The organism is Nocardia wallacei, assembly GCF_029869545.1.
GTDB classification, from domain to species: Bacteria; Actinomycetota; Actinomycetes; order Mycobacteriales; family Mycobacteriaceae; genus Nocardia; species Nocardia wallacei_A.
In genome coordinates this window covers 1-24,076 of sequence record NZ_JARWQD010000331.1, presented here as the reverse complement: position 1 = coordinate 24,076, position 24,076 = coordinate 1, and the positions used below count along the sequence as shown (strand labels likewise).

25 protein-coding genes are annotated in these 24,076 nt (G+C 69.2%); 14 read left to right on the top strand and 11 right to left on the bottom strand.

The genetic code is table 11. The features are described 5' to 3' along the window. Positions 1-127: 127 nt before the first annotated feature. Entirely contained in the window at positions 128-439 is a 312-nt protein-coding gene (locus QH290_RS30285; RefSeq protein ID WP_280386600.1) for a MarR family winged helix-turn-helix transcriptional regulator, read from the top strand. 17 nt (positions 440-456) lie between these two features. Here QH290_RS30285 and QH290_RS30280 read toward each other — a convergent pair whose 3' ends face one another. Continuing rightward, positions 457-1,335: a UTP--glucose-1-phosphate uridylyltransferase gene (locus QH290_RS30280; RefSeq protein ID WP_280265425.1), complete on the bottom strand. Its 879-nt coding sequence runs from the start codon at positions 1,333-1,335 to the stop codon at positions 457-459. A 236-nt stretch (positions 1,336-1,571) separates the two neighbouring features. Between QH290_RS30280 and QH290_RS30275 the strand changes: the two genes are divergently transcribed. The 3 genes from QH290_RS30275 (at position 1,572) to QH290_RS30265 (ending at position 6,995) form a co-directional block, all read left to right on the top strand. Further along, positions 1,572-2,951 (top strand): DNA polymerase IV, encoded by a 1,380-nt coding sequence (locus QH290_RS30275; protein WP_425303668.1) that lies wholly within the window; start codon positions 1,572-1,574, stop codon positions 2,949-2,951. A 99-nt stretch (positions 2,952-3,050) separates the two neighbouring features. Then, a complete protein-coding gene (locus QH290_RS30270; protein ID WP_280386595.1) occupies positions 3,051-3,563 on the top strand; it encodes a WKL family lipoprotein in 513 nt (170 codons plus the stop codon). Positions 3,564-3,716: 153 nt separating this feature from the next. Continuing rightward, on the top strand, positions 3,717-6,995 hold the full coding sequence (locus tag QH290_RS30265; protein ID WP_425303667.1) for an arabinosyltransferase domain-containing protein: 3,279 nt from the start codon (positions 3,717-3,719) through the stop codon (positions 6,993-6,995). 13 nt (positions 6,996-7,008) lie between these two features. Here the strand turns inward: QH290_RS30265 and QH290_RS30260 are convergent, their stop codons facing one another. Both QH290_RS30260 and QH290_RS30255 read right to left on the bottom strand, forming a co-directional pair. After that, complete coding sequence (locus tag QH290_RS30260; RefSeq protein ID WP_280265421.1) at positions 7,009-7,467, bottom strand: VOC family protein; 459 nt, start codon at positions 7,465-7,467, stop codon at positions 7,009-7,011. 81 nt (positions 7,468-7,548) lie between these two features. Continuing rightward, positions 7,549-8,523, bottom strand: a complete 975-nt coding sequence (locus QH290_RS30255) for a hypothetical protein (protein WP_425301657.1) — start codon at positions 8,521-8,523, stop codon at positions 7,549-7,551. Between the two features lie 103 nt (positions 8,524-8,626). On the opposite strand from QH290_RS30255, the gene lspA reads away from it, so the two are divergent. The 3 genes from lspA to QH290_RS30240 are packed head-to-tail and all read left to right on the top strand — an operon-like array spanning position 8,627 to position 10,921. Then, positions 8,627-9,265 (top strand): signal peptidase II, encoded by a 639-nt coding sequence (gene lspA / locus QH290_RS30250; protein WP_280265438.1) that lies wholly within the window; start codon positions 8,627-8,629, stop codon positions 9,263-9,265. Continuing rightward, positions 9,262-10,188 (top strand): RluA family pseudouridine synthase, encoded by a 927-nt coding sequence (locus QH290_RS30245; protein ID WP_280386591.1) that lies wholly within the window; start codon positions 9,262-9,264, stop codon positions 10,186-10,188. The genes lspA and QH290_RS30245 overlap by 4 nt, the downstream gene beginning before the upstream one ends. Then, on the top strand, positions 10,181-10,921 hold the full coding sequence (locus QH290_RS30240; RefSeq protein ID WP_280265419.1) for a hypothetical protein: 741 nt from the start codon (positions 10,181-10,183) through the stop codon (positions 10,919-10,921). Before QH290_RS30245 ends, QH290_RS30240 begins: the two co-directional genes overlap by 8 nt. 41 nt (positions 10,922-10,962) lie before the next feature. On the opposite strand, the gene QH290_RS30235 is transcribed toward QH290_RS30240, so the two are convergent. After that, positions 10,963-11,481, bottom strand: coding sequence for a GNAT family N-acetyltransferase (locus QH290_RS30235; protein WP_280265418.1), 519 nt, complete (start codon positions 11,479-11,481; stop codon positions 10,963-10,965). A gap of 13 nt (positions 11,482-11,494) precedes the next feature. Here QH290_RS30235 and QH290_RS30230 point away from each other — a divergent pair, with 13 nt between their 5' ends. Beyond that, positions 11,495-12,064, top strand: coding sequence for a helix-turn-helix domain-containing protein (locus QH290_RS30230; RefSeq protein WP_280265417.1), 570 nt, complete (start codon positions 11,495-11,497; stop codon positions 12,062-12,064). Between the two features lie 10 nt (positions 12,065-12,074). On the opposite strand, the gene QH290_RS30225 is transcribed toward QH290_RS30230, so the two are convergent. Beyond that, complete coding sequence (locus QH290_RS30225) at positions 12,075-12,632, bottom strand: TetR/AcrR family transcriptional regulator (protein WP_280265416.1); 558 nt, start codon at positions 12,630-12,632, stop codon at positions 12,075-12,077. 74 nt (positions 12,633-12,706) lie between these two features. On the opposite strand from QH290_RS30225, the gene QH290_RS30220 reads away from it, so the two are divergent. The 3 genes from QH290_RS30220 (at position 12,707) to QH290_RS30210 (ending at position 17,059) form a co-directional block, all read left to right on the top strand. Further along, positions 12,707-13,648: a TIGR03620 family F420-dependent LLM class oxidoreductase gene (locus tag QH290_RS30220; RefSeq protein WP_280386589.1), complete on the top strand. Its 942-nt coding sequence runs from the start codon at positions 12,707-12,709 to the stop codon at positions 13,646-13,648. Positions 13,649-13,657: 9 nt separating this feature from the next. Next, the gene (locus tag QH290_RS30215; protein ID WP_280266391.1) at positions 13,658-16,081 is read left to right on the top strand and encodes a cation-translocating P-type ATPase; all 2,424 of its coding nucleotides are present in this window, start codon (positions 13,658-13,660) and stop codon (positions 16,079-16,081) included. Between the two features lie 159 nt (positions 16,082-16,240). Beyond that, a complete protein-coding gene (locus tag QH290_RS30210) occupies positions 16,241-17,059 on the top strand; it encodes a PhzF family phenazine biosynthesis protein (protein ID WP_280386588.1) in 819 nt (272 codons plus the stop codon). Positions 17,060-17,144: 85 nt separating this feature from the next. Here the strand turns inward: QH290_RS30210 and QH290_RS30205 are convergent, their stop codons facing one another. Both QH290_RS30205 and QH290_RS30200 read right to left on the bottom strand, forming a co-directional pair. Next, positions 17,145-17,927, bottom strand: coding sequence for a MerR family transcriptional regulator (locus tag QH290_RS30205; protein WP_280386587.1), 783 nt, complete (start codon positions 17,925-17,927; stop codon positions 17,145-17,147). 2 nt (positions 17,928-17,929) lie between these two features. Next, positions 17,930-19,084 carry a serine hydrolase domain-containing protein gene (locus QH290_RS30200; protein WP_280386584.1) on the bottom strand — a complete coding sequence of 385 codons (1,155 nt, stop codon included), beginning with the start codon at positions 19,082-19,084 and terminating at the stop codon, positions 17,930-17,932. 174 nt (positions 19,085-19,258) lie between these two features. On the opposite strand from QH290_RS30200, the gene rarD reads away from it, so the two are divergent. The 3 genes from rarD (at position 19,259) to QH290_RS30185 (ending at position 21,017) form a co-directional block, all read left to right on the top strand. Beyond that, positions 19,259-20,176 (top strand): EamA family transporter RarD, encoded by a 918-nt coding sequence (gene rarD, locus QH290_RS30195; protein WP_425301743.1) that lies wholly within the window; start codon positions 19,259-19,261, stop codon positions 20,174-20,176. Positions 20,177-20,276: 100 nt separating this feature from the next. Beyond that, the gene (locus QH290_RS30190) at positions 20,277-20,495 is read left to right on the top strand and encodes a hypothetical protein (protein ID WP_280266387.1); all 219 of its coding nucleotides are present in this window, start codon (positions 20,277-20,279) and stop codon (positions 20,493-20,495) included. A gap of 126 nt (positions 20,496-20,621) precedes the next feature. Then, positions 20,622-21,017, top strand: a complete 396-nt coding sequence (locus QH290_RS30185) for a VOC family protein (RefSeq protein WP_280266386.1) — start codon at positions 20,622-20,624, stop codon at positions 21,015-21,017. A gap of 57 nt (positions 21,018-21,074) precedes the next feature. On the opposite strand, the gene QH290_RS30180 is transcribed toward QH290_RS30185, so the two are convergent. Genes QH290_RS30180 through QH290_RS30165 form a run of 4 tightly spaced genes read right to left on the bottom strand, consistent with a single transcriptional unit; the run spans position 21,075 to position 23,494 of the window. Next, positions 21,075-21,683, bottom strand: coding sequence for an SDR family oxidoreductase (locus tag QH290_RS30180; protein WP_280386581.1), 609 nt, complete (start codon positions 21,681-21,683; stop codon positions 21,075-21,077). A 59-nt stretch (positions 21,684-21,742) separates the two neighbouring features. After that, entirely contained in the window at positions 21,743-22,399 is a 657-nt protein-coding gene (locus tag QH290_RS30175; RefSeq protein ID WP_280266384.1) for a hypothetical protein, read from the bottom strand. 13 nt (positions 22,400-22,412) lie between these two features. Continuing rightward, complete coding sequence (locus tag QH290_RS30170) at positions 22,413-22,601, bottom strand: DUF397 domain-containing protein (RefSeq protein ID WP_280386579.1); 189 nt, start codon at positions 22,599-22,601, stop codon at positions 22,413-22,415. Beyond that, positions 22,598-23,494 carry a helix-turn-helix domain-containing protein gene (locus tag QH290_RS30165; protein WP_280386577.1) on the bottom strand — a complete coding sequence of 299 codons (897 nt, stop codon included), beginning with the start codon at positions 23,492-23,494 and terminating at the stop codon, positions 22,598-22,600. The genes QH290_RS30170 and QH290_RS30165 overlap by 4 nt, the downstream gene beginning before the upstream one ends. Positions 23,495-24,076: the final 582 nt, after the last annotated feature.

The following is a 24,076-nucleotide window of genomic DNA, read 5'->3' as shown; positions in this document are numbered from 1 at the left end:
ACCCTGGCGGGGCCTTCCTAGATCCCCCCCCGGCGCGGCGGCCAGCCCCCCCCCCCCGCGCGCCCTCCCCCCCTGCGCGGGGCGCGCGGGTGGGCGCGCGGCCGAGCTACACCCCGGCCTGTCGCTGGTGGCGTCGAGCATCCTCGACCTGATCATCGCCCGCGACGGCTGCCTGGCCGCCGAACTGGCCGAACATTTCCTGCTCGACAAGTCCACGGTGAGCCGTCAGGTGGCGGCCCTGGAGCGCGAGGGCCTGCTGGCCAAGGAGGTCGATCCCGCCAACCGTCGCAACCACATCCTGCGAGCCACCACTGAGGGAAAGCGTGTAGCCCGCGAGGCCGAACGAGCCCGCGCCCTGGCCTTTACCGACCGCTTCCGCGACTGGAACGACCACGACATCGAGAAGCTGGCGGAGTACCTGGTCCGCTACAACGGATAGGAGTCCCGTTCCCGCCTCTACTCCTTGACCAGCCCGCGCAGCAGGGGCCCGTACTCCGGATGCGCGAGGGCCGAGGCGAATTGGGCGACCAGGTAGTCGCCCGGGTTGCCCGTGTCGTACCAGTTGCCGCGAATCACCTGGCCGTATACCGCGTTCGAGGCGGCGAAGGCGTTGATGGCGTCGGTCAGGTACACCTCGCCGGTGCGGTGGGTGTACCAGTCGGCCACCTGTTTGCGCAGTTCCTCGATGATGCCCGGGGTGACGACGTAGCCGCCGATCGCGGCGTAGGCCGAGGGCGCGTCCTCGGGCTTGGGCTTCTCGACCAGACCGGTGATGCGCATGAGCCCGTTGTCGAAGGTCTCCTCGACCACCGGCACGCCGTAGCGCTTCGACTCGGCCGGATCCATCGGCAGCAGTGCCAGCACGGGCGAGTTGGTCTTGTTGTAGGCGTCGGTGAGCTGCTGGGCGCGCGGCACCTCGGCGACGAACACGTCGTCGGGCCACAGCACCAGCATCGGCTCGTCGCCGAGGGCGCGGGCGGCGTTGAGCACCGGCGTGCCGTTGCCGTAGGGGCCGTGCTGGTCCAGGTAGGTGATGTGGCCGAGGCGGCCGAGCTCGCCGACCTCCTCCACCGCGTCGGCGTAGGCGGTCTTACCGTCGGCCCGCAGCTGCGCCACCAGCGCCGGATTGGGCCGGAAGTGGTCCTGGATCAACGACTTTCCGGCACTCACCACGATGGTGATGTCGGTGATCCCCGAGGCCACCAGCTCGCGAACGGTGTGCTCGATCACCGGCTTGTCGCCGACCGGCAGCATCTCCTTGGGGATGGCCTTGGTCAGCGGAAGCAGGCGGGAGCCGATACCGGCGGCGGGAATCACGGCCTTGCGGATGGTCATGATCCGATCATCACATACTCGCGTTGCGGATCATGTCGGTAGCCGCGCGTAGATTCCCTGTCATGAGCACCCCGTCCGACCCGGCTACGACCGGGCTCGTGCCTGGTCAGCGGGCATCGCCCGGGGTCGATCCGGGCGCCGGTCCCGCGTCCGGACGTGGCCGCGATTCGCAGGTACCCGGCAGCAACCTCCCAGCCGAGGGGGCGCGGGCCCGGCGGTGGGTGCTGCACATCGATATGGATGCGTTCTTCGCCTCGGTGGAGCAGCTCACGCGGCCCACCCTGCGGGGGCGGCCGGTGCTGGTCGGTGGCACGGGCGCGCGGGGTGTGGTGGCGGGGGCCAGTTACGAGTCGCGGGTGTTCGGGGCGCGGTCGGCGATGCCGATGCATCAGGCGCGTCGGCTGGTCGGGGTGACGGCGGTGGTGGTGCCGCCGCGCGGGGTGGTGTACGGCGAGGTGAGCGGGCAGGTGTTCGAGGCGCTGCGCTCGCGCATCCCGGTCCTCGAGACCCTGTCGTTCGACGAGGCATTCGGCGAGCCCGCCGATCTGGCCGGTGCCACCGTGGGCGAGGTGCTGGAGTTCTGCGAGGGGCTGCGGGCGCTGATCCGCGAGCGCACCGGGCTGGTGGCCTCGGTCGGCGCGGGCACCGGCAAGCAGCTGGCCAAGATCGCCTCCGGACTGGCCAAACCCGATGGCGTGCGGGTGGTTTCGCCCGCCGACCAGCAGCGGATGCTGGCCGCGCTCCCGGTGCGCGCGCTGTGGGGGATCGGCCCGGTGGCCGAGGGCCGGTTGCGGTCGGTGGGCATCGAGACCGTGGGCGCCTTCGCCGCCCTGCCGGAGCAGGAGGCGGTCTCGCTGCTGGGCGGCAGCGTGGGCGCGGCGCTGCACCGGCTGGCCCGCGGCATCGACGACCGCCCGGTCGCCGAGCGCGCCGAGGCCAAGCAGATCAGCGCCGAAACCACCTACGAGAGCGATATCGTCACCCTCGCCCAGTTGCGCCCGGCCATCGAGGAGATGGCCGCGTCCGCGCATCGCCGCCTGGTCGCCGACGGCCGGGCCGCGCGCACGGTGGTGCTGAAGCTCAAGCGCACCGATATGAGCATCGTGACCCGTTCGTTCACCCTGCCGTACGCGACCGAGGAGCTGGCCACGCTGACCGCCGCCGCGCTGCGCTCGGCCATCGACCCCGGCGAACTGGGCGCGATCCGGTTGGTGGGCGTGGGATTCGGCGGACTGTCGACGGTGCGGCAGGAGTCGCTGTTCCCCGAACTGGATCAGGCGCTGGCCGCCACGGGCCGCCCCCGCGACGTCGGCACGGCAAGCGCCCTCGACGAATTCGTCGCCCCGGAGCCGACTCTCGCACCGGCGACCGTGGCCGAGCCCGAGGGGCTCGCACCCGCGGTGCCGCCCGCCACGCGCTCCTACACCACCGAATTCTGGTATCCCGGGCGCGATGTCGCGCATCGCGAGCACGGCCACGGCTGGGTGCAGGGCGCCGGACACGGCCGTGTCACGGTGCGTTTCGAGACCCGCTCGACAGGGCCGGGCCCGGCGTATACCTTTGCCGCCGATGATGCCGATCTCGCTCCGGCGGACCCGCTCCTTAGTCTTCGTTGAATTTTGGCGGGTAGCGTAAGGCCACTCGTGCAGCGCTGCCGGTCGGGTGGAGGCTGTCACGTGCACCGATCAGACCAACTCGAACGCAAAGGACGAGCATTGAAGCTTCAGAGGACAGGACGCATCGCAGTCGCCACCCTGGCGGTCGTGGCTGCGCTCGGCATGTCGGCCTGTGGCAGCGGTGACAAGGACGGGGACTCGAAGCCGAAGACCACGACCAAGGCCGCCGCCACCTCGGCGGAGAACGTGCCGCCGGTGCCGACCGTCGCCGATCTGAACCAGGAGCTCTCGCAGGCGCTGGATCCGAACGTGCCCGCGGAGCAGAAGGTGCAGTACCTCGAGGACGGTCAGCAGGCGCTGCAGCAGGACCCGCAGATGATCCAGAAGCTGACCGACGCCTACCAGCAGAACAACGCCAAGATCGAGGTGACCAACGTCACGTATCTGGGCGGTGACACCCTGACCGCGACGGCCAACTTCTCGGTCAACGGCGGCGCGCCGTCGGAGGCGAGCGTGCCGTTCGTGGCGCAGGACGGCAAGTGGGTCCTGCAGAAGAGCTGGGCCTGCGCCGGAATTCAGAACCTGGGCCAGACCTCGCCCGCCTGCTCGTAGTTCCGTGCCGTGCGGGGCCGGCGCCCGATCGGGCATCGGCCCCGTTCGCACGTCTGCGGACCGACGGGAAGTTAAGTGCAGGCTGAGAATCCTTCGGACGATTTATCCGGTCACGATTGCGTCACGCTACGATCGGCCCCCGTGACGGACACGATGGTCAGGGCGGACGAGGCGCCCGCAGCAGGCGAGGAACCGGGGGTCCCCGGGCCCGGACGCGGGCGCTGGGCCAAGCCGGTGGCCATCGTCGCCGGATTACTCGCCACGCTCATGGCCATCGCGGTGCCGCTGCTGCCGGTGCGGGTCGACAAGACGACTCTGTCGTGGCCGCAACAGGATTCGACGCGCAGCATCACCGCGCCGCTGGTGTCCTACGCGCCGCTGACCTTCGACGCCACCATCCCCGGGCGGACGCTGGAACAACTGGGTGAGCGCGGCGGCCTCGCCGCGGCGACCATGCCCGCCGATGCTCCCAACCTCGAGAAGTACGGATTCGTCGCGCGGGTGCGCCCGGCGCAGGACGGCAAGCCGGCGCGGCTCGAGGTGGTGCTGCGCAGCCAATCGATGTTCAGCGTGCCGGTCGACGGCCTCGCCGACGCCACCCTCACTGTCCATTCCGATATGTCGTCGACCACGGCGGAGCTGACCGGCACCGGGGCGAAACCGGTGACGCTGTGGGGAGATTTCCGGCCGCAGCTGGTGGGCGTGTTCAGCGACCTGCCCAAGGCGGACGGGGCGTCGGTCAGTGCCGAGGTGGACAGCCGGTTCTCGGTCGAGCCGACGCTGCTGAAGCGGGCGGCGACCGTGCTGGCGGTGGTGTTCACGCTGATCGCGCTGGCGGCGCTGTTCCGGCTGGACCTGTTCGACCGCCGCCGGGTGCGGCGCCTGGTGCCGCAGCGCTGGTGGGTGTTCACCAAGGTGGACGCCCTCGTGCTCGGCACGCTCGCGGTGTGGCATTTCATCGGCTCGACCACCTCCGACGACGGCTATCAGTTCGGCATGGCCCGCACGTCGCTGGCGTCGGGATATATGGCCAACTACTTCCGGTTCTTCGGCGTGCCCGAAAACCCGGTCGGCACACCGCCGTACGACATCATCGCCCACATGACCGAGATCAGTACGGCCAGTCCGTGGATCCGGTTGCCCACGCTGCTGGCGGGCGTCATCACCTGGCTGGCGCTGAGCCGGGAGGTGATTCCGCGCCTCGGCGTCGCGGCGCGCCACGACAAGGTGGCGATATGGACCGGCGCGCTGGGATTCCTGGCGGTGTGGCTGCCCTACAACAACGGATTGCGGCCGGAACCGGTGATCGCCGTCTGCGTGCTGCTCGCCTGGTGTTTCGTGGAGCGGGCCATCGCGACCCGGCGGCTGCTGCCGTACGCGATCGCGATCCTCATCGCCGCGTTCAGTCTCACCGCCGCGCCGTCCGGAATCATCTGTGTGGCACCGCTGTTGGCGGGCGCCCGGTCGGTGGTGCGATTCGCGATTCCGCGGGCGCGCGAGCTGGCCACGAATTACGGTGCCGGGCAAGGAAAGTCGGGGGAGCAGATCTCGGAGTGGGCCTGGGTCAAGGCATATGCCGCCCTGCTGGCGCCGCTCGCGGCGGCCGGGGCCGTGGTGCTGGTCTTCGCCTTCGGCGTGCAGCCGCTGTCGGCGCTGTCGGAGATGAAGCGGGTGCACAACGCGGTCGGCCCCTCGGTGCCGTGGTTCGACGACTACCTGACCTATCAGTGGCTGTTCATGCCCAGCGCCGACGGTTCGATCGGGCGCCGGTTCGGCATCGTCGCGATGTGGCTCGGCCTGCTGGCGTGCGCGTTCCAGGCGCTGCGCAAGGGCGGCCGGATTCCGCTGGTGGCCGCCGGTCCGGCGAAGCGGCTGCTGTGCATCACCTTCGGCGCCATGCTGCTGATGGCGACCGTCCCGACCAAGTTCACCCACCACAACGGCGTCTACGCCGGGCTCGCCGGTGCGGTCGCGGTCGTGACCGCGATCGCGGTGGGGCCGCGGGTGATGCGCTCGCCGCGCAACCGCGCGCTGTTCGCGGCCATCGTCGCGATCGCGATGGCGCAGATCTTCACCAGCGTCAACGAGTGGTGGTACGTGTCCAGCTACGGCGTCCCGTGGTGGGACCGGGCGCCGTCGATCGGGGGCGTCGGGTTCAGCAAGATCTTCCTGATCATCGCCGGGCTGTGTCTGGTGCTGGCCGCGTGGTGGCATCTGCGCGCGCCGGAACCCGGTACGCCGCACCGGATTTCGCCGCGCGCGTGGCGGCTGGCCAAGATCCCGCCGCTGACCGTGGCGGCGGCGCTGATCGTCGTGTTCATGGTGGTCTCCTTCGCCCAGGCCGCGGTCGCGCAGTACCCGGCGTTCTCGCTGGCGCGCTCGAATATCAATGCGGTCATGGGACATCCGTGCGGGCTGGCCAACGACGTGCTGGTCGAAACCGATCCCAATGCCTCGATGCTGGCGCCGCTGACCGGCGATCCGTTCACCACGTTCGCGGGGAGCAACCAGGGATTCGTGCCCAACGGCGTCGGCGACCTCACCCCCGACGACGAGCCGGAGAACAGCAGCAGCAGTATCTCCAACGCGTTCAACGACAAGTCCGGTGGCACGACCGGCACCCAAACCGGCGGCGCGCCACTGCCTTTCGGACTCGACACCGCCAGCACGCCCGAACTGGGCACGGCGGGGCAGCAGGCCGCGTCCGAACTCACCACCGGCTGGTACCGGCTGCCCGATCCGGCCGACCGCAGCGGCATCATCGCGCTCACCGCGGCCGGGCGCTTCCGCGCCATCCACAAGGACGGCTCGGTGTTCCCCGGGCAGCCGATCGAAATCGAGTACGGCACAACGGATTCGGCGACCGACGCGCGGCCGCAGGGGCGGGTGACGCCGATCGATATCGGTCCGGCGCCGTCGTGGCGCAATCTGCGGGTACCGCTGTCGCAGATTCCGGCCCAGGCCGATGTGATTCGCATCGTGGCCAGCGACAAGACGCTGGACCCGAAGCAGTGGATGGCGCTCACGCCGCCCCGGATCCCGCACACCCGCACGCTCAACGACCTGATCGGGTCGAAGGATCCGGTGCTGCTGGATTGGGCTGTGGGACTGCAGTTCCCGTGCCAGCGCCCGTTCGATCACAAGGACGGCATCGCGCAGATTCCGGGCTGGCGCATCCTGCCCGACCGCGCGGCCGCCCACGACACCAACCTGTGGCAGAGCCACGACGGCGGCGGCCCGCTGGGCTGGAGCAAGGAACTGCTCCGCACCCAGACCCTGGCCACCTACCTGCGTGACGACTGGCGCCAGGACTGGGGCGAACTGCAGCGGCTGATCCCGCTGGACCCCGCGGCCGGGCTCGCGGACCCGGAGGTCACCCAGCAGACGCACGGTGGCATGTGGAGTCCGGGGCCCATCAACACCGCCTGGTGACGGCCGGTTCCGGTCAGCCCAGCTCGGACAGGCGGCGGTCCATCTCCTCCGCCGAGACGTCCTCCACGTGGCTGGCCACGGTCCACCGGTGGCCCCACGGGTCCTCGAAGCTGCCGGTGCGGTCGCCGTAGAACTCGGTGGTGAGCGGCATCAGTTCCCGCGCGCCCGCGGCGAGGGCGGCCGCGAAGGTGGCATCCACATCCTCGACGTAGACGTGCAGGTTGACCGGTGTGCCGCCGACCGTCCTCGGATCCAGGAAGCCCAGGTCCGGCACGGCGTCGCCGAGCATGATCATGGAATCGCCGAACATCATCTCGCAGTGCGCGACCCTGCCGTCCGGACCGGGCATGCGCATGCGCTCGGTCGCGCCGAATACGCGCTTGTAGAAGTCGATCGCGGCCGCGGCACCGTCGACGGCCAGCCCCGGGCACAGCACCGGGTATCCCTCGGGGATGGGTGCGACATCGGACATCGGAATCCTCCGATCAGGGATCGAGAGCGGACCCCTCGAACCCTAGGCCGCAGGGCCCCGGTCAGAGGCGGAATGGGGAGTTCACTCGCCCCACTGCACCTGGGTGCTGATGTTCTGCCGCAGCAGCACGGCGCTGCGGGGGTCCTTGTAGAACTGCCGCCCGCCGACGGTCACCGAACCCGAAACCGGCAGCGGCAGGCCCAGATCGACGGTGACGGTACCGGCGCCGTGCATCACGTAGTCGACGATATCGAGCGAGCCCGCATGGTTCGGCAGTTGCCAGACCTTCGACTTCGGGGTCTGGGTGACGTCCAGTTCGATGGTGAGCAGATTGCCGTCGCGCCTGGTCAGCGTGGCGGTGGTGATCTGGTCCAGCGGCACCCCGCCGGACACCTGCTGGCGCACCGTCCACACCGCGCCCTCGCCGACGGGCTCGATCGGGAACGCCACCGATTGATACACCGCCTGATAGAACGCCTGCTCCAGGGCGGCGCGCGCGCCATCGGGGGTCGCGGGCTTGGGCGCCATCCGCAGCGCGGTGATCATGCCCAGCTCGCTCATCTCGAAGCCCGCGTGCGAGCCGTCGGCCGTCAGCAACTGCTGGGCGAGCGCCGGGTCGGTGGAGGTGGCCGAGCCCAGGGTGAGGTCGACGCCGTCGCGGCCGGTGCGCGCGGTCAGCGGGATCGTGACCGCCGGGGGCGAGAAGTCGCGCACGGCCTGGTCGTCTATCTGCTGTTCGATGTGATGGTCGGTGCGCAGCGTGACCTGCTGGGCGGTATCGGTTTCGAACCCCGGGCGCAGGATCGAGCGCGGCTCGTCGCCCGGGTGCACCACCGTGGTCACCGTCGCCGCGATGGGCACGGTGACCTCCTTACCCAATCCGGACGGCTCCACCTCGGCGTCGCCGCTGGCGTCCGAGGCGTCGCTGCAGCCGACGCCCAGCGCCGACAACGCGACCGCGAGAACCACCAGCAACACACCCGAACGGGCGGAGCGGGCGGCCGGGGCGGATCGCGCCTCGGCAGCGGCGCGAGATGGAGAAGACAACACCGTCACGTCGAACAGGGTACGGCCGGATCCTGAAAATCAGCTGGGACCCGGCGGCGGTGGGGGCCGGTGTACCCGGCGAGCGACGGGGCCGCTATCTGTATAGGGGATGATGTCTGCTGTGAGTACCGACCGGCCGCGCGAGCAGCACCCCGACGAACCCGACGACACACCGCGGGACGCCACCGCGTCCGAGGGGCTCCCGGCGGAAGATGCCGCTGGGGCGCCGCGCCGCCTGCCCGCGCTGCTGGCGGTGGCCGCCGTGATCTTCGCCCTCGATCTCGGGACCAAGGTGCTGGTGGTCGCGAAAATGACGCCGGGAGAACCGATTTCGATCATCGGTGATGTGGTGCGGTTGAGCCTGGTCCGCAATGCGGGCGCCGCGTTCTCCATGGCCACCGGCATGACCTGGCTGCTGACGCTGGTCGCCGCGGCGGTGGTCATCGGGGTGATCCGGATCGGGCGGTCGCTGCGGTCGCTGGGCTGGGCGATCGGGCTGGGCCTGGTGCTGGGCGGTGCCTGCGGCAACCTGGTCGACCGGCTGTTCCGCGCGCCCGGGCCGCTGCAGGGGCACGTGGTGGACTTCCTGTCGGTCACCAAGTGGTGGCCGGTGTTCAATGTCGCCGACTCCGCCATCGTGTGCGGGGCGATCCTGCTGGTCGTGCTGACGCTGTTCGGGTTCGAGCCGGACGGCACCCGGACGCGGCGCTCGGACGAGAAGGCCGGTTCGGCCGCGGGTGACCAGGCATGAGGGAGACGCGTGCCATGCCGGTGCCGGACGGCCTGGACGGACTGCGGGTCGACGCCGGGCTGGCGCGGCTGCTGGGTCTGTCGCGCACGGCCGTCGCGTCGCTCGCCGAGGACGGCTCGGTGCAGATCGACGGCGCACCGGCGGGCAAATCGGATCGGCTGGTCGCCGGGTCCTGGCTGGAGGTCGAATTCCCGGAGCCGAAGCGGGAGCTGACGGTGGAGGCGACGCCGGTGGAGGGGATGAAGATCCTCTACGCCGACGACGACATCGTGGCCGTCGACAAACCGGTCGGGGTGGCCGCGCATACGGGTGTGGGCTGGTCCGGGCCGACCGTCGTGGGCGGGCTGGCCGCGATGGGCTACCGGATCTCCACCTCGGGCGCGCACGAGCGGCAGGGCATCGTGCACCGGCTGGACGTCGGGACCTCCGGGGTGATGGTGGTGGCGCAGTCCGAGCACGCCTACACGGTGCTCAAGCGCGCGTTCAAGCAGCGCACGGTGGACAAGCGGTATCACGCTCTGGTGCAAGGACATCCGGATCCGTCCAGCGGCACCATCGATGCCCCGATCGGGCGGGCGCGCGGCAACGACTGGAAGTTCGCGGTGACCGCGGACGGGCGGCCCAGCGTCACCCACTACGACACCGTGGAGGCGTTCCAGGCGGCGAGCCTGCTCGACATCCATCTGGAAACCGGTCGCACCCACCAGATTCGGGTGCATTTCTCCGCGATCCGGCATCCCTGCTGCGGTGACCTCACCTACGGTGCGGACCCGCGGCTGGCCGAGCGGCTCGGGCTGGAGCGGCAGTGGCTGCACGCGCGCTCCCTCGGGTTCGCTCATCCCGCCGACGGCCGATGGCTCGAGATCACCAGCGAATACCCCGCGGATCTGGAGCACGCGCTCGACGTCCTGCGCAATGCGTAACCGGCTGCGGGCGCTCGGAACCGTCGGCGCCGCAATAGTTTTCGTCGCCCTGATCGTGGTGCTGGGCTGGGCGATCCCGCCGCATCCCGCGGTCGTCACCACCGACCGGCTGGGACCGGAGTCGGGGGAGGCGGTCGCGGACTATCTGGCGCGGGCCCGGGATTCCCTGGGTCCCGGCGGTTCGGATTCGCCGGGTGGTGACGGTTCCGGTCTGCCGGGTGGCGGCGGTTCCGGCCTGCCGGGCGATGGTGGCGAGCGTTGGGCGCTGGTGTCGTTCGCTTCCGGAATCGCCGCGCGGGACCTTCCGGAACATGCTGGGGGACTACGGATTTCGCAGGTGGTCTACCACGTGCCCATCGACCGGGTGTTCACGCCGTCGATCACCGTGCCGGTACCGGCAGGCGACGCCGCCGCGATCGCCTCGGGCCATGCCGCGGCGGGCGCGATGGAGTACGCCGCAACGGATCCGGCGCACGCGGGCGACGCCCGCACCGCCCGCACCGCCGCCGTGGTCGCCGCACGACTGCGAGCCGACTGCCCCTGCGCCGTCGGCATGATCGTCCGAGGCTCCCCAACCCGCCTACGAGACCTCTCCTCCCACAACAACATTCGCGCAATACAGGCCCTACCCCCCGACGCCGCCGCAGGCGCCTTCGCCGTCGTCCCCCTCCTCCCCGAACAACAGGAAACGGCCACCCCCGGCCCCGACGACGGCCCAGTGCCAGACCGCTGACGCCCGATCGCCGAGCCGCCCCCGTGTGCGGGAAGTAGGGGTCAGAGGCTGAGTTGCATGAGGTGGGTGTCCAGCCAGCGGTTGTGTTTGTGGCCTACTCGGCGGAGGTGGCCCGCGTCGGTGAAGCCTCGGCTGCGGTGCAGGGCGGGGGAGGAGGGGTTGCCGGTGTCGGCGATGACGGCGATGATTTCGCGCAGGTCGCGGGCGCGGCAGGCGTCCAGTAGTTCGTCGAGGAGCTTGCCGCCGAGGCCGCGGCCGAGGGCCCAGGGGGCGAGGTAGATGGAGTTCTCGACGGTCCGGCGGTATGCGGGGCGGGTCTTCCACGGGGCGCAGTAGGCGTATCCGGCGATGCGGTCGTCGTCCTCGGCGACCAGGAAGGGCAGTCCGGCTCCCACGATGGCGCCGAATCGGCGCCGCCACTCGGCGAGGTCGGGCGCCTCCAGTTCGAAGGTGGTGACGGTGTCGGTGACGTAGTGCGCGTAGATCTCCGCGACCGCGGGCAGGTCGGCCTCGGTCGCGGCGCGCACCGCCCAAGTTTTCGCTATAGGAGAATCACTCACTACTATAGTGTAGATGGATCTCGGTGCACTCGGCCAGCGCATCCAGCGGCTGCGCCACGACCGCGGGCTCACGCTGCAGGCCCTCGCGGAGCTGTCGTCGGTGAGCGTGAGCATGCTGTCGGCCGTCGAGCGCGGCGACAAGGCGCCGACCGTGGTGGTGCTGGACCGGGTGGCGGCCGGGCTCGGAATCCGCCTGTCCGCCTTGGTATCCGAGCCGGACGGCGAGCGGGTCATCGTCCGCCGTGCCGCGGAACAGGACGTCGTCGACGAATCGGGCTGGGAGCGAACGATTCTCACGCCGGTGGTGCCCGGCGTGAATTTCGAATGGATCCGCTCGACCTTGCCACCGGGCTGCGTGCCCGGCGAATACCCTTCCTACGCACCGGGTTCCCACGAGTTCATCTACGCCGAATCGGGCACCGTCACCCTGACCATCGACGGTGACCAGGTCGTGGAGCTGGCCGCGGGCGATTCCGTCTACCTGGCCGCCGACAGCACCCTCCACTACGCCAACCACACCGACCACCCCTGCACCTACTACGTGGCCGCCCTCATCATGCGCTCCCGCGGTCCTCGCCGCTAGGAGCGCACCGCTACCGCGCCACCAGACCCTCCACGGCCAATCGCAGCAGCCGATCGGGATCGGCACTCGTGTAACCGCTCGCCGCACCCGCACCGCAGGCCAGGGCGAACACCTCCGCGGGCGAGACATCGGGCCGAAGTGCCCCTGCCTCTTGCGCTTTGAGCACGAGAACTCCGGCGGCGGCCCGCATGTTCTCGACGCTGGCATTCAGGTCCGAGTTCTCGGCGGCGGCCGCGGTCAGGATCGATTCCGCCAGGCCGCGGTAGGCCGATGCGCAGCGGCCGAACTCCTGCAACCACTCGATCAGCGCCTCGCGCGGCGTGCCGGAGTCGGCGAGCCGGTGCGCGCTCTCCTGCAGGCTCGTGACTCGGTCGTGGATCAAGGCGCGAAGCAGCGCCTCGCGAGTGGGGAAGTGTTTGTAGAGGGTGCCGATGGCGATCCCGCACGTGCGCGCGATCTCCGCCAGCGAGGCATGGACCCCGTCGCGGCGGAAGGCCGCATCGGCGCTCTCGAGCAGCTGTGCGCGGTTGTGGCGCGCATCCGCACGCCGTGGTCCGGGCCCCGGCAAACGAACCTCCTAGACAAGGTGAGAACCCCTCACTATCGTGAAGGTGAGTGGTTCTCACATTACCGGAGGGGTGCATGAATACGACCGCGAGCCGCATCGGCCTGTGGACACTGTCCCTGGACGCGCAGCCCGCCACCCGCGTGCGCGAACTGGCGATCGAGATCGAACAGCTCGGTTTCGGCGCCCTGTGGATCGGCGAGGAGTTCGGGCGAAATGCGCTGACGCAGGCCGGGATTCTCCTCGGCGCCACGAACGACCTCGTCATCGGGACCGGGATCGCGAACATCTTCTTCCGCGATCCGATCGCGATGGCCGCCGCCGAACGCGCGCTCGCCGAGGCGTATCCCGGCCGGTTCATCCTCGGCCTCGGCGGACATCGGGTCGACGACCGGCCGCTGTTCCACCTGGGGCATCGGGTCCCGTCCGGCGGGCGCCCCGTGGCGACGATGAGCGCCTACCTCGACGCGATGGACGCGGTGCCGCTGCAGAGCCCGGCCCCGCCCGTTCCCGGCCGCCGCGTGCTCGGCGCGCTCGGGCCCAGGATGCTGAGCCTGGCCGCCGCGCGGACCGGCGGCGCGCATCCCTATCTGGTGCCGGTCGCCCACACCGAAGACGCCCGCGCCCGGCTCGGTCCCGACGCGCTGCTCGCCGTCGAGCAGGCGGTCGTGCTCGACCCCGATCCCGATATGGCCCGCGACCTGGCGCGGGCCCACGTCGCCGGGTATCTCTCGCCCGGCGGTGCGCACGTCAAGGACATGCAACGGTTCGGCTACACGGTCGACGAGCTGTCCGGCACCCCGTCCGACCGGGTCGTCGATGCGCTGGTGGCAGGGGGCGGGCCCGGCGCGCTCGCCGCCGTCGCCGAGCGCGTGCAAGCCCATTTCGACGCCGGTGCCGATCACGTCTGCCTACAGGTTCTCACCGGCCGCCGGGCCAGCGCGCCGATCGCCGAATGGCGCGAACTGGCCGGGCTCATCAGCGAGCGGCAGCACCGACCCGGGGCCGGGACGTTCTAGGCTGTCGGCATGTCGATCACCGAGCAGGCGGCGCGTGCGCCGGGGCTCTCCCCGGCCGAGGTCGAGCAGCGCGTTCGCGACGGGCAGACCAATGATGTGCCGGATCGGGCGAGCCGTTCGGTCGCCGACATCGTGCGGGCCAATGTCTTCACCCGGATCAATGCGATCCTGGGCGTGCTGTTCATCCTGGTGCTGGCCACCGGCTCGATCATCGACGGGATGTTCGGCCTGTTGATCGTCGCCAACAGCGTCGTGGGCATCGTGCAGGAGGTGCGGGCCAAGCAGACGCTGGACAAGCTGGCGATCGTCGGGCAGGCCAAGCCGGTGGTGCGCCGCGGCGGGCGCTCGGCGGAGGTCGGCCCCAAGGACGTCGTCCTCGACGACCTGATCGAGCTCGGCCCCGGCGACCAGATCGTCGTCGACGGCGAGGTGGTGGAGTCCGAACTGCTCGAGGTCGACGAGTCGCTGCTCACCGGCGAGGCCGACCCGATCGACAAATCCGTTGGCGCGCAGGTGATGTCGGGCAGCTACGTGGTGTCCGGCTCGGGCGCCTACCGGGCCACCAAGGTGGGCCGCGACGCCTACGCCGCCAAGCTCGCGGAGGAGGCCAGCAAGTTCACCCTGGTCAACTCCGAGCTGCGCAACGGCATCAACACCATCCTGAAGGTGATCACCTACCTGCTCATCCCGGCGGGCCTGGTCACGATCTACAACCAGCTGTTCTCGAGCCACGAGAGCTGGCGCAACGCGCTCAACGGCATGGTGGCGGCGCTCGTGCCGATGGTCCCCGAGGGCCTGGTGCTGATGACCTCCATCGCGTTCGCGGTCGGCGTGGTGCGGCTGGGGCAGCGCAAATGCCTGGTCCAGGAGCTGCCCGCGATCGAGGGCCTGGCCCGCGTGGACGTGGTGTGCGCCGACAAGACCGGCACCCTCACCGAGAACGGCATGCGCCTGTCGGAACTGCGTGTGGTGGGCGACATCCCGCAGGAGCGGCTGCGAGAGGTGCTGGCGGCCATGGCTTCCGACGATCCGCGGCCGAACGCCAGCGTCGCGGCCATCGGCGAGGCACTGCCGGATTCGCCCGGCTGGCAACCGACCTCGATCGCGCCGTTCTCCTCGGCGAAGAAGTGGAGCGGATTCTCCTACGGCGACAACGGCAATTGGCTGCTCGGCGCCCCCGACGTCCTGCTGGACCCGGCCTCCGAGGCCGCGGTCGCCGCGCAGGACGTGGGCGCGCAGGGCCTGCGGGTGCTGCTGCTGGCCACCAGCGACCGCCCGGTGGACGCCCCGGACGCGCCCGGCACCGTCACCGCGCAGGCGCTGGTGGTGCTGGAGCAGAAGGTGCGCCCCGATGCCCGCCGGACGCTCGAATACTTTGAGAGCCAGGATGTTTCGATCAAGGTGATCTCCGGCGACAATGCCGTCTCGGTCGGCGCGGTGGCGTCGTCGCTGGGGCTGCCGGGTGGTAACCACGCCGTCGACGCCCGCACGCTCCCGGCCGACCGCGACGAACTCGCCGACGTGCTCGACAACCAGACCACCTTCGGCCGCGTGCGGCCGGATCAGAAGCGCGCCATGGTGGGTGCGCTGCAGTCGCGCGGCCACACCGTCGCCATGACCGGCGACGGCGTCAACGACGTGCTCGCGCTCAAGGACGCCGATATCGGCGTGGCGATGGGCGCGGGCAGCCCGGCCACCCGCGCGGTCGCGCAGATCGTGTTGCTGGACAACAAGTTCGCCACCCTGCCCTATGTGGTCGGCGAGGGCCGCCGGGTGATCGGCAATATCGAGCGGGTCTCGAACCTGTTCCTCACCAAGACCGTGTATTCGGTGCTGCTGGCCTTCCTGGTCGGCGTGGCGGGGATCGGCTCGCAGCTGTTCCACTACGAGCCGGTGCCGTATCCGTTCCTGCCGCGGCATGTGACGATCGCCGCCTGGTTCACCATCGGCATCCCGGCCTTCATCCTGTCGCTGGCGCCCAACAACGAAAGGGCGCGAACGGGTTTCGTGCCGCGGGTGCTGCGGCTGGCGATCCCGTCGGGCGTGGTGATCGGCGTGATGACGTTCGTCGCCTACCTGATCGCCTACCAGGGCCCGAACCAGAGCGATGCGCAGAAGGTGCAGGCGGGTACGACGGCGCTGATCACGCTGCTGATCATCGCGGTGTGGGTGCTGGCCATCGTGGCCCGGCCGTGGAACTGGTGGAAGATCGTGCTGATCGGCGGCTCGGTGCTGGGCTACCTGATCCTGTTCACCGTCCCGTTCACCCGCGAGTTCTTCAAGCTCGACCCCTCGAACGCGGCCCTGACCACCACGGCCTTCGTCCTGGGCGCCATCGGGATCGTGCTGGTCGAGGTGGCCTGGTGGGCGAGCGCCTCGATGGCGGGTGAGCAGCGGCACCTGATGCCGGACTCACCCGGTGAAAGCGGCTGAAGCGGGTCGTTCGTGCGGCATCTGATGCCGACTGTGCTCGATGCGGCGAAAGCGGCTGACAACAGCGGGTTTTCGGGCGGCAAACTGGTCGCATGCTATGGCGCGCCGTGAACGGTGTTGTCACGCGTGTCGATTGGGAACACGGGTACCTTCGGCAGTATGGAGGTCCTGCTGCATCAGATCGATGCATTCGCCGATGCGCCGTTCACGGGCAACCCGGCGGCGGTGATGCCGCTGCTCGAGTGGCTGCCCGATGAGCTGCTGCAGCAGCTGGCCGAGGAGAACAACCTCGCCGAGACCGCCTTCTACGTCTCCGCGCTGCCGCCGGAGGCCGGGGCCGTCCCCGGCGAGGGCCCGGCCTTTCACCTGCGCTGGTTCACCCCCGCGGTGGAGGTCGACATGTGCGGGCACGCGACGCTGGCCTCCGCGGCGCAGATCCTCGAGGATCTGCATCCCGGCGCCGACCGCGTGCACTTCTTCACCCGCAGCGGCTGGCTGACCGTCGACCGCACCGACGACGACGAACTCGTGCTCGATCTGCCCGCGGTGGCCTCCCTGGACGTGGTGGCCGATCCGGATCTGGTGGATGCGCTGGGCGTGCGCCCGCTGCGCACGCTGACCGGCCAGGACGAGGTGATCATCGTCGCCTCGGAGCAGGAGGTCCGCGCGGCCCGCCCCGACCTGTCGGCCTTCCCGAAGCTGGCCCGCGGCGTCATCCTGACCGCGCCCGGCGACACCGCCGACTTCGTCTCCCGCTTCTTCGCGCCCGGCGTCGGCGTCCCGGAGGACCCGGTCACCGGCTCGGCCCATGCCCAGCTGACCCCGATCTGGAGCCGCGATTTCGGCCGCGCGGAGCTGACGGCACATCAGCTGTCCGCGCGCGGCGGACGGCTGCGGTGCACGCTGGTGGCGGACCGGGTCCTGCTCACGGGGCGGTGTCACCGATACCTGGATGGGGTTGTGCGCCTGCCGGATTGACCGGAGCCACGGCCGCGCGAACGCGAACGACTGTCGCGCGGCGAATTCCCCAGGGGCTGAACGCATTTCTCGGGCCACAGCGCCCTCAGCGGGAGCCCGCCCTGGGGATATGGATCCCGGCGGAGCGAAGTTTCGCCTCGGTGAGCGCCGTCAGCCGGGCCGAGATCGGTGCCTGGTCGTCGCGGTGATCGTTGACCAGCCGGTACTGGGCGGCGGCGTTGGTCCAGGCATGCGGGCCGGTGGCGGTCCCCAGCAGTGCGGGGTGGGCGAGGTAGTGGTCGGCCATGGCGGCCGCGAGATCTTCGATCCTCGGGTCGTCCGGCTCCCAGGTCTCGGCCTCCGACGCGCGCCTGGTCAGCTCGACGTACCCGGGGTCGTCGAGCCGGAGCTCGAGCTGGGTCAGGAAGCTGTCGAAGCCCTCCGATACCAGCGCCCGGGTCAGCACCAGGGCCTCGCGCTGCGCCGCCACGTAGTCGGCGCCGAAACCGAGGACGGACATGCGGTCCAGGATCGCGCAGGCGCGGTCGGGCAGCAGGGCCCGGTCGCCGTCGGCCAGCCGATGCAGCGTGTCGCGCTGGGCGGTCAGGTCCGCGATCCGATCGGTCAGCCGCCGCTCGGCGGCGGCGAGCGCGGCCGCGAACTGTTCGGCGTCGGCGTCGAGCAGCGGCCCGATCTCGGCCAGCGGCACTCCGGCGGTGGCCAGCGTCCGGACCTGGACCAGCCGCAACAACTCCGCCGAACCGTATCGCCGGTACCCGGAGCTGTCGCGTTCGGGCTCCTCGACCAGGCCGATCCTGTGGTAGTGCCGCACCGTCTTCACCGTGACCCCGATGAATGCCGCCGCCTGCCCGATCGTGACTCTGTTCATCGTCAAAATATGCCTCCTCCGCCCTCGGCACGGCCTTGGTTGCCGCAGAACACCGCGTCGACGAGTTGTTGCTGGGCGTTCCGGAACGCCGCCGCGATGGACATCTCTGCGTCGTCCACCCAGTTCAGTACGGCGGTAAGGGTTTTGGTGCCGTCGGGTGTGCTGTACATCAGCGCCGCGGCGCCCACGTTGCCGCCGTTGTGGGTGATGACGGTGTCGCCGCGCTCGGTCTGCTGGACGAATACTCCCAGCCCGTAGTCCATGTTCGGCAGGCCCGTCGGGTGCGGTGTGCGCATCTCGGCCAGCAGCTCGGTCGGCAGAAGTGTGCCACCGTTCAGCGCGGAGATGAAGGTGTGCAGGTCCCGCGTGGTCGAGATCATGTCACCGCCGGTGGCGACCCAGGAGGGGTTGTAGCGGGTGATGTCGATCGTCTGCTGCCCACCGTTGTCCTCGTACCGGTAGTAGATGTGGGCGTGCGGTTCGGGGATCTCCGGCGAGGCGTCCGGGACTATCGTGCCCGACAGCCCGAGCGGTCCCAGGATCCGCCGCTGCATCTCCTCGGCGAGCGAGCGGCCGGTGACCTGTTCGATCAGCAGCCGGGCCAGCACGTAGTTGGTGTTGGAATAGCTCCAGCCCGTGCCCGGCTCGAACCGCGCCGGTTTCGACAACGCCAACGTCACCAGGTCCCGCGGCCGGTAGGTGTGGAACCGGTTGTCCAGCCATTGTTTTCCGGTCGTGCCGTAGGGCACGGGGATCCCGTGCACGATCGACCCGTCGTCGTAGACCTCGCCGGTGAAGTTGAAGATTCCGCTGGTGTGCTGCAACAGCATTCGCACGGTGATCCGCTCGTCGAGCCCGAACTCGGGCAGATACCGGGCGGCCGCGGTATCCAGGTCGATCCTGCCCTCGGCCACCAACTGCAGCACCACGGTCGCGGTGAAGGTCTTGGTATTGCTGCCGATCCGGACGTGCCCGTCGACCGGCGGCTTCGTGGTCCCGCCCAGTTCGGCGACCCCGGCGCTGCCGGTCCACGCGCCCCGCTCGTCGTGGACGCGCAGCGTGATCCCGGTGAAGCCGGAGTCGGCGATCTCCTCGATCGTCAGCTGTAGTTCGGGGTGCAAGGTGCTGTCGTCGTGGTCGGAAAGGTTGGTGGACATGGTGGTTCGCTCCTCACATCGGTGGTGTCGGGCTCGGTGTCGATCCGATGCGACGAGCTTCCGCCCTGACCTAAGGTCAACCTCAACTGTGATCTGGCGCACAAATTCCGGGCAGGCGGACCGCCGGGTACCCCCTGCTCGACAGTGATACCGGCCGGAAGTACCGTCTGTTCAGTGCGGTTTCGGAAACCACGGGCGTCCCGGATAGGTAACTGGGGAGTCGCTGTCGGGGCGAGTGCCTACCTGTGCTGGGGCGCGTTCCCCGCGTTCTTCGGCCTGCTGGAGTTCGCGAATCCGTTCGAGATCGTGGCCCAGCGGATTCTGTGGACGCTGGTCGTGGTGCTGATCGGGCTGCTGCTGGCCGGGCGGATCCGGGAACTGCGGGGCATCGACGGCCGGACCTGGCGGCTGGCCGCGGTCGCCGGCGCGGCGATCGCGCTCAACTGGGGTGTCTACGTCTACGGCGTCACCTCCGGGCATGTCGTGGAATGCGCGCTCGGGTACTTCATCAATCCGCTGGTCACCGTGCTGTTCGGCGTGGTGATCTTCCGGGAGCGGCTGGTCCGGCCGCAGTGGGTGGCGCTGGGGCTCGGCGCCACGGCGGTGGTCGTGCTGACCGTCGACTACGGCAAACCGCCGGTGATCGCGCTGGTGCTGGCGTGTTCGTTCGCGACCTACGGGCTGGTGAAGAAGGTGATCCGGCTCGACCCGATGCGCAGCGTCGCGGCCGAGGGGCTGGTCTCGGCGCCGTTCGCGCTGGCGGTCGCGATCGCGTTCGTGGTGACCGGGCAGTCCGCGTTCGGCGACGGCGCGGGGCACACCGCCCTGATGATGGCCACCGGACCGGTGACGCTCGTGCCGCTGCTACTGTTTGCCTTCGCGGCCGGGCGGGTACCGCTGTCGACGATGGGGATCCTTCAATACCTCACTCCCGCACTGCAAATGGCGTGGGGTGTGCTGGTCGGCCACGAGCCGATGCCGCCGTCGCGGTGGGCCGGATTCGCGCTGATCTGGCTGGGGCTGGCGGTGTTCACCGCGGATGCGTTGCGCAGGGCGCGCCGCGCGTCCGAAATCCGCGCTGCCGCCCATTGATTCGGGGCCGACAGTTCTCGGGGCTGTCGGTGACGCCCGCGGCGGCAGTACCGTCCGGGCGAACGCTTGGCCACCCCTCGGCCACCGTTCGGAAAGGAACATGATGCGCAAGAGAATTCGCGTCGCACTCCTGGCCGGTGTCTTCCTCGCGGCACCGCTGTCGATGGCCGCACCGGCGTCGGCGGTGTCGCTCGAACCCGCCCAGTCGCAACCGGAATCCGTCGACCTCATCTGCACCATGCAGTACCCGCCGACCTTGGCGTGCCTGCTGTCGTCGCTGTCGGCGTCGATCTCGTCCGGACCGCACCTGCCCCTGTAGGTGGTGGATCCGGCGGGTTGCCGGATCTTGTCCAGGTGCGATAGTTTCTGTCTCGTGGCGGTGCTCCCGTAGGCCGACTTGGTACCGGTCCGGGGTCGGGACCGTCACGAGCACAGGAGAAATCCTTTGTCCATTCAGTTCAATCACACCATCGTCGGTTGCCGCGACAACCGGAAGTCCGCCGAATTCTGGGCCGATATCCTGGGTCTGGAGGTCGGTGCGCAGTGGGGGCCGTTCATTCCGGTCGCCGTCGCCAACGGAGTCACCTTCGACTTCGCCGTCGTCCCGCCGCACATCACCGAGATCCAGCCCCAGCACTACGCCTTCCTCGTCTCCGAGGAGGATTTCGACGCGGCCTTCGCCCGGATTCAGGCCCGGGGCCTGCGCTTCTGGGCCGACCCGCGCCAAGCCCAGGAAGGCGAGATCAACCACAACGACGGAGGCCGCGGAGTCTACTTCCTCGACCTCGACGGCCACTATCTCGAGATGCTGACCGTGCCGTACGGTGGTTGGCCGGAGTAAGCCGAAAACCCAACGGCCTCAGCTCAATTGGTGGGCTGAGGCCGTTGCCGTGATCCCTCAGACCGCGAAGCCGCCGGTGGCGAGGAGGTTCTGGCCGGTGATCCAGCGGGAGTCCGGGCCGGCGAGGAAGGCTACGACGTCGGCTATGTCGGTGGGGTCGCCGAGCCTGCCGAGCGCGGTCATCGAGACGGCCAGGTCGAGGCCTTCCTGCGTGTTGGTTTCCCGGAGCAGTTCCGTGTCGGTCGCGGCGGGGGAGACGGTGTTCACCGTGATTCCCCGCGAGCCGAGTTCGCGCGCGGCGATCTTGCTGAGCTGTTCCAGTGCCGCCTTCGTGGCCGTGTACGCCGCCAGCGTGGGTACGGGAAGGATGGTGTTGAGCGTGGAGATATTGACGATGCGGCCGCCGTCGCGCAGGACCTGCCCCGCGTGCCGCATGGCGAACATCGGGCCCTTCATATTCACCGCGATGGCTCGGTCCACTTGTTCCTCGGTGAGTTCGGTGACCAGCTCACGCGGGGCGATTCCGGCGTTGTTCACCAGGATGTCCAGCCCGTCGTAACTGAACATCACGGCGGCGCCGTCGCGGGCCAGCCGGTGCACGATCGCCCGGCCGATTCCGCGCGAACCACCGGTGACCAGTGCCACCTTGTCTCGCAGCGGGCTCATGTCTCATCCTCACGCCGTATCACCCTGCCTCGCAAGGGTATCCGGCTCGCGGGCGATAATCACCCTGCGGAATCCTGGGGGCGGCGGCGGTGGCCTTCCGGGGTGAAGGTGAAGGATGTCGGGAACGGCCCTGTGCCGTAGCGGATTGCGAGCAGGACGGGTTGCGGGTGCACGCTCCGGAGGTCTTGGTCCGCGCCGGGGTCGGTGCCGTTCCAGAGGTGGAAGGCCACCATCGGGTCGGTGCGGTCGGCGGTTGCGTAGGCCAAGGTTTTGCCGTAGTAGGGGCTGCTGCCGCCGAAGCGGATGCTCGGTGGGCCGAAGGTGTCGACGACTTCGGTGAAGGTGTGGTCGTGTTCGGTGAAAGGTGTTATCGCCTTGCGTAATTCGAGGTACTCGTCGCGAGTCAGCGTGCGGTCCAGCGCGAGCCAGCCTCGGTTGCGTGCGGTCTCGGCGTACACCGACGACAGGGCGTCGACGAGGATGTTGTCCGGAAGCTGGCGTTGCAGAGCGCCTTTGAGCCCCGTAGGGGTGAAGGCGTTGCGGTCGCGCCAGGACTGCCGGAGATCTTCGACACCGAAGTCGTCGTCTTCGAGATAGAACAGGTGGTCGAAGGCGATCCAGAGCGCGGGCTCACCGCCGAACATATGCGGTCGCCGCAGCATATTGTTGACCTGGTCGACAAGGTAGCCGCGCATCTGCTTCCCCGAGCGAACCATGGTCGGTGTGCCTCTACTCGCGGAAGCCCGCGGTGAAGGCGTCCCACTCGGCCGGGGTGAAGACGAGGGCGGGGCCGGTGGGATTCTTGGAGTCGCGGACGCCGACCATGCCTTCGGCGAGCCAGGCCACCTCTACGCATTCGGACGCTCCGCTGCTGAAGCTGCTCTTGAACCAATCAGACTTGGGCAGGGCGCCATTCATGATTCATATCTCCTCTTGACAACCTGGCGAATCAGGTTACGCGACTGGGTTTCATCCAGGCACACATTTCGAATGGCCGTAGCGAGTGCACCGTAGCGCTGCACATCATCGCTCTTATCCAAGAACATGTCCGCAATGCCTGCCATGCCCTCCAGGAAGACCACCGGCGGCTCCACCGAACGTCCCTTCGCATCGGTTCCGAAGTCGAGGATCGTGAAGGATTCGGGCATCAGCCCCCAAAGGAGACCGGCTGAGAAGGGCTGGATTCGCACGTTGATGTTAGGCAGCTTGCTCATCTCGGCCAGGTGTCGTGCCTGATCGGCCATGACGCGCGGGCCCCCGACAATCCGATGCAGCGCTGATTCATGCAACAGTATTTCGAGCTGCACGGGGTCCGCCTTGCGTGTGACAACGGCTTGGCGCTTCATTCGAAGCTCGACTCGACGTTCAATGTCATCGCTGTCATTTTCGCTGAAGAAGTCGCCGATAACAGTACGAGCGTAGTCTGCGGTCTGCAGTAGACCTGGGATGATCTCGTGGTAAGCCGTCAGCCGCCGTGCGGCGGATTCGAGCCCTATGTACATGTGGAACGCCGAGTTGCTGTACAGGCCGCGGAAGGCGAGATTCCACCCCTTGACTTGGGTCTGCTTAGCGAGCTCGATTGCGCGCTCGGTTTCTTCAAGCGACATTTCGTAGAGCTCGCACAATGCCTGGATGTCGCGGATGCGGATACGTGACATCTCTCCGGCTTCGAGTCGCTGCAGGCCGGACTTGCTGAGCTCGACCAGCGGCGCAGCTCTTTCGATTGTCAGCCCTATGCCTTGACGGGCCTCCCGCAGGATTCGGCCGAGCTGTCGCTGTGCGAGCATCGAGGTTTGGTCCTCATCCGTCATTCGTTGCACCCCCTGCAAATCCGGGTCGATTCGGTGAGTCGACGTGGGTCGGACTCTACAGCGGTTGCGGGCGGTTTCCTGGGGTTTTATGAGAGTTGGTCTGGTCTGCCCGGCTTGGGTCGTGTCCTGCGGTTCTACATGGTGTGCTGAGTCAGGCAGTCGAGATGGAAACGTCTGCGGTGGGAGATCGGAACCCCTCGCACCCGGCGGTATCGCGGCGAGACCACAGCTGTCGCACCGGGATTCGGAACCGTGCCAACCGGAGAGCTCGGTCCGGCGTGGGCGCGCGCTGTCTCGGCTGCCACCGGAACACATCACGGACACCTGCGGGGCAGAGATGATCACACGACGAAGTACCGGTATCGCGGCGGAACTGGCGATGCTGGAACCCGGTGGGCTGCTTACGGTTCGGCAGTCGGCCGAGCAGGCGGGGGGGGCCCGCGGGGGGGGGCGGGGCGCCCGCGCGCGCCCGGCGGGCTGCGGCTGAACACCCCGCGCCGGGGCGGGATCCCCCCCCGGCACGCGGACGGCTCGTTCGCCGAGCCGTTCGATCCGGCCGCCACCGACGGATACGTGGAAGGC